Source organism: Alcanivorax sp. HI0044 (assembly GCF_001634945.1).
This window is the reverse complement of the sequence record NZ_LWEZ01001116.1, coordinates 1-3,596: the sequence shown is the minus strand read 5'-3', so window position 1 is coordinate 3,596 and position 3,596 is coordinate 1. Positions and strand designations below refer to the sequence as shown.

The 3,596-nt window shown below is 57.3% G+C and carries 4 protein-coding genes and 1 pseudogene; all 5 read right to left on the bottom strand.

Annotation, left to right across the window (positions count from 1 at the left end; genetic code table 11):
* Positions 1-293: pseudogene (locus A3730_RS13235) on the bottom strand (aspartate-semialdehyde dehydrogenase); the annotation flags it as partial.
* A gap of 20 nt (positions 294-313) precedes the next feature.
* Positions 314-1,426, bottom strand: a complete 1,113-nt coding sequence (gene asd / locus A3730_RS13230; RefSeq protein WP_063521567.1) for an aspartate-semialdehyde dehydrogenase — start codon at positions 1,424-1,426, stop codon at positions 314-316.
* Positions 1,427-1,504: 78 nt separating this feature from the next.
* On the bottom strand, positions 1,505-2,581 hold the full coding sequence (gene leuB, locus A3730_RS13225) for a 3-isopropylmalate dehydrogenase (protein ID WP_007151605.1): 1,077 nt from the start codon (positions 2,579-2,581) through the stop codon (positions 1,505-1,507).
* 35 nt (positions 2,582-2,616) lie between these two features.
* A complete protein-coding gene (locus A3730_RS13220) occupies positions 2,617-3,063 on the bottom strand; it encodes a hypothetical protein (protein WP_063519624.1) in 447 nt (148 codons plus the stop codon).
* Positions 3,064-3,084: 21 nt separating this feature from the next.
* The coding region (leuD, locus tag A3730_RS13215; RefSeq protein WP_063538221.1) for a 3-isopropylmalate dehydratase small subunit at positions 3,085-3,596 on the bottom strand (512 nt) is incomplete at its 5' end.

Genomic DNA, 3,596 nt, shown 5'->3' with positions numbered 1-3,596 from the left:
GGTGACAGGTCCACCACTACAGCGCCGGCTTCCGCCGCAGCCGGCGCCAGGGCCTGGCTCACCGACGCTCCCGCCGCAAACAGCACCACTTCCACCTGGGAGAAATCGAAATCCTCTGCGGTGCTCACAGTGAGGGTTTTGCCGGCAAACGCGATCTTGCTGCCGGCCCCATTTTCGGAAGCCAAAACAAAAAGCTCGCCGACCGGAAATTTCCGATCAGCGAGCAGTTTGATGATGGCCTCTCCGACCAGGCCGGTTGCACCGACGATGGCCAGATTGATAGACCGATCCATCACTTACCTCTATTGGGCGCTTAGCGCTCGAGAAGAATTCGCAGCATACGGCGCAGCGGTTCAGCCGCACCCCACAGTAGCTGGTCACCCACGGTGAAGGCGTTGAGGAACTCGCCGCCCATGTTCAGCTTGCGCAGGCGGCCCACCGGAATCCCCAGGGTACCGGTCACGGCGGTGGGGGTGAGATCCCGCAGCGTCTCTTCCTTGGTGTTCGGCACCACTTTCACCCAGTCGTTGGACTTGGCAATGATGTCGTTCACTTCGTCCATGGGTACATCGCGGTTGAGCTTCACGGTCAACGCCTGGGCGTGGCAACGCATGGCACCAATACGCACACAGGTGCCATCCAGAGCAATCGGATTGCCGCTACGGCCGAGAATTTTGTTGGTTTCCGCCTGGGCTTTCCATTCTTCCTTGCTCTGACCGTTCTCCATTTCCTTGTCGATCCAGGGCAACAGGGAACCGGCCAGCGGGAAGCCGAAGTGCTCACGGGGCATGGCATCGCTGCGCATGCTTGCCGCCACTTGGCGATCGATATCCAGAATGGCACTGGCAGGATCCGCCAATTTATCGGAAACATCGCCGTGAATCTTACCCATCTGGGCAATCAGCTCACGCATGTTCTGTGCACCAGAACCGGACGCGGCCTGGTAGGTCTGGGCGCTCGCCCACTCCACCAGCCCTTCATTGAACAATCCGCCCAGAGCCATCAACATCAGGCTCACGGTACAGTTGCCACCCACAAAGTCTTTGGTGCCACTGTCCAGAGCAGAATCCACCACGGAACGGTTCACCGGATCCAGCACAATGACGCTGTTGTCCTGCATACGCAGCGTGGATGCTGCATCAATCCAGTAGCCATCCCAGCCCGCTTCGCGCAGCTTGGGGTAAACCTCGCTGGTGTAATCGCCACCCTGACAGGTCACGATCACGTCCAGCGCTTTCAGTTCATCAATATTCTTGGCATCGCCCAGGGCCGGAATATCCTTGCCCACGTCCGGGCCAGCCTGTCCAACCTGGGAGGTCGAGAAAAAGACCGGTTCGATATCTGCAAAATCATTTTCGGCAGTCATGCGCTCCATCAGTACGGAACCCACCATGCCACGCCAGCCGACAAAACCGACTTTCTTCATTAGAAACTGTCTCCTGAAAGGGTTGCCCTTTCTATCAGTGAATCAATGCGCGTGTTGCGCCTGTGCGTCATGCCTCTGTCATGCTTGTGACAAAGCATCCGCAACGGCGCTGCCCATTTCTTCGGTGCCCACTTTGCGAGTGCCCTCAGTGTAGATATCCGCAGTACGAAGCCCCTGATCAAGAACACGCTCTACAGCGGCTTCAATGGCATCAGCCACATCACCACGCTCCAGGCTGTAACGCATCAGCATGGCCAGCGACATAATGGTCGCCAGCGGGTTGGCGATGCCCTGGCCGGCAATGTCCGGTGCCGAGCCGTGGCAGGGTTCGTACAAGCCCTTGCGGTTTTCATCCAGTGACGCGGAGGGCAACATCCCGATGGAGCCGGTGAGCATGGCGGCTTCATCGGAGAGAATGTCACCAAACAAATTGCCGGTGACAATCACATCAAACTGTTTCGGCGCACGCACCAGTTGCATGGCCGCGTTGTCCACATACATGTGTGACAACTCGATCTCCGGGTAGGCCTTTGCCTCCTCGGTGACCACTTCTTTCCAGAGTTCGGTGACTTCCAGCACGTTGGCCTTGTCCACCGACAGCACGCGCTTGTCACGTTTCATGGCCAGCTCAAAGGCCACTTTCGCGATCCGGCGCATTTCCGACTCGGTGTAGACATAGGTGTTGAAGCCTACACGCTCGCCGTTTTCTTCCTTGATACCGCGAGGCTGACCGAAATAGATGCCACCGGTCAGCTCGCGCACAATCAGGATATCCAGCCCGGATACCACTTCCGGTTTCAGGCTGGAGGCATCCGCCAGTTGCGGAAACAGAATGGCCGGGCGCAGGTTGGCAAACAGCCCCAGTGACGAGCGCAAACGCAACAGGCCACGCTCGGGGCGCTTGTCGCGTTCAATGGTGTCCCATTTCGGACCACCAATGGAGCCGAACAAAATAGCGTCGGCGGCACGGGCTTTTTCCAGCGTACCTTCCGGAAGCGGGTCATTTTCCGCATCCACCGCTGCGCCCCCGACCAGGGCTTCATCCAGCTCCACCTCGAGCCCGAACTTCTGCTTGGCCACGTTCAGCACCTTGACCGCTTCTTTCACGATCTCCGGGCCAATACCGTCACCGGGCAACACCAACACCTTGCTCATTACTGCTTCCTGTCTACTACTGCCCTTGCGGGCGATTAAAAGTCTTTGGTTACCAGAACATCATCCGGCGCGGACGCCTTTACCAGCTCCAGGGTGTAATCTTTCTTGCCCTCAGCGGCACTGATGCGAACCTGATAGATGCCACCTTGTGCGAAGTTGTGGCGGAACTTGCCGAAACGAAGAATGCCCGCCTGGTCAGCAAACACTTCCACTGAATGCTTTCCGGCTTCAATCTGCACACTCTGCGCACCCGCTTGCTCGGTAATGCGCTCGCCATCCACCTTGAACAGGGATGCCTTGGCATCGCTACTGGTTGGCATCTGCCAGCCGGCGTCTTCCCCCTGCTCTGCCGGGGCCGACAACTGGTTATCCACGCTCAGCGTGGCCGCCTGCTCCCCGGTGGGGGCATCGTACATGCCCGTGGATGCACAGCCAGCCAGCATCAATACCGACACCAGTGACAATGAAAGTAAACGCAACATACAACCTCCTTGGTTATTCTTTTAATGGTCGGCAAAAACCCAGGGTTCGCGTTCCATGCGACCTTTTTCGTAAGCTCGAATCGCATCCGCTTCATTCAGGGTCAAGCCAATTTCGTCCAGACCATTCAGCAGACAGTGCTTGCGGAACTCATCAATCTCAAAAGGCAGCGGCTCACCGGTTTCGGGGATCACCTGCTGGCCTTCCAGATCAATAGTGATCCGATAGCCTTCCTTGCCATTAACAGCCTGAAACAGGGCTTCCACGTTATCCTCCGACAACACGATGGGCAATAACCCGTTTTTGAAACAGTTGTTGTAGAAGATATCGGCAAAGCTCGGGGCGATGATCGCCTTGAAGCCAAAATCCATCAACGCCCAGGGCGCATGCTCACGGCTGGAACCGCAGCCAAAATTGCGCCGGGTGAGTAGAACGCTGGCTCCCTGATAGACAGGCTGATTCAGCACAAAGTCCTTATTCAGTGGGCGAGCACTGTTGTCCTGACCCGGAAAGCCTTCGGCCAGATAACGCCATT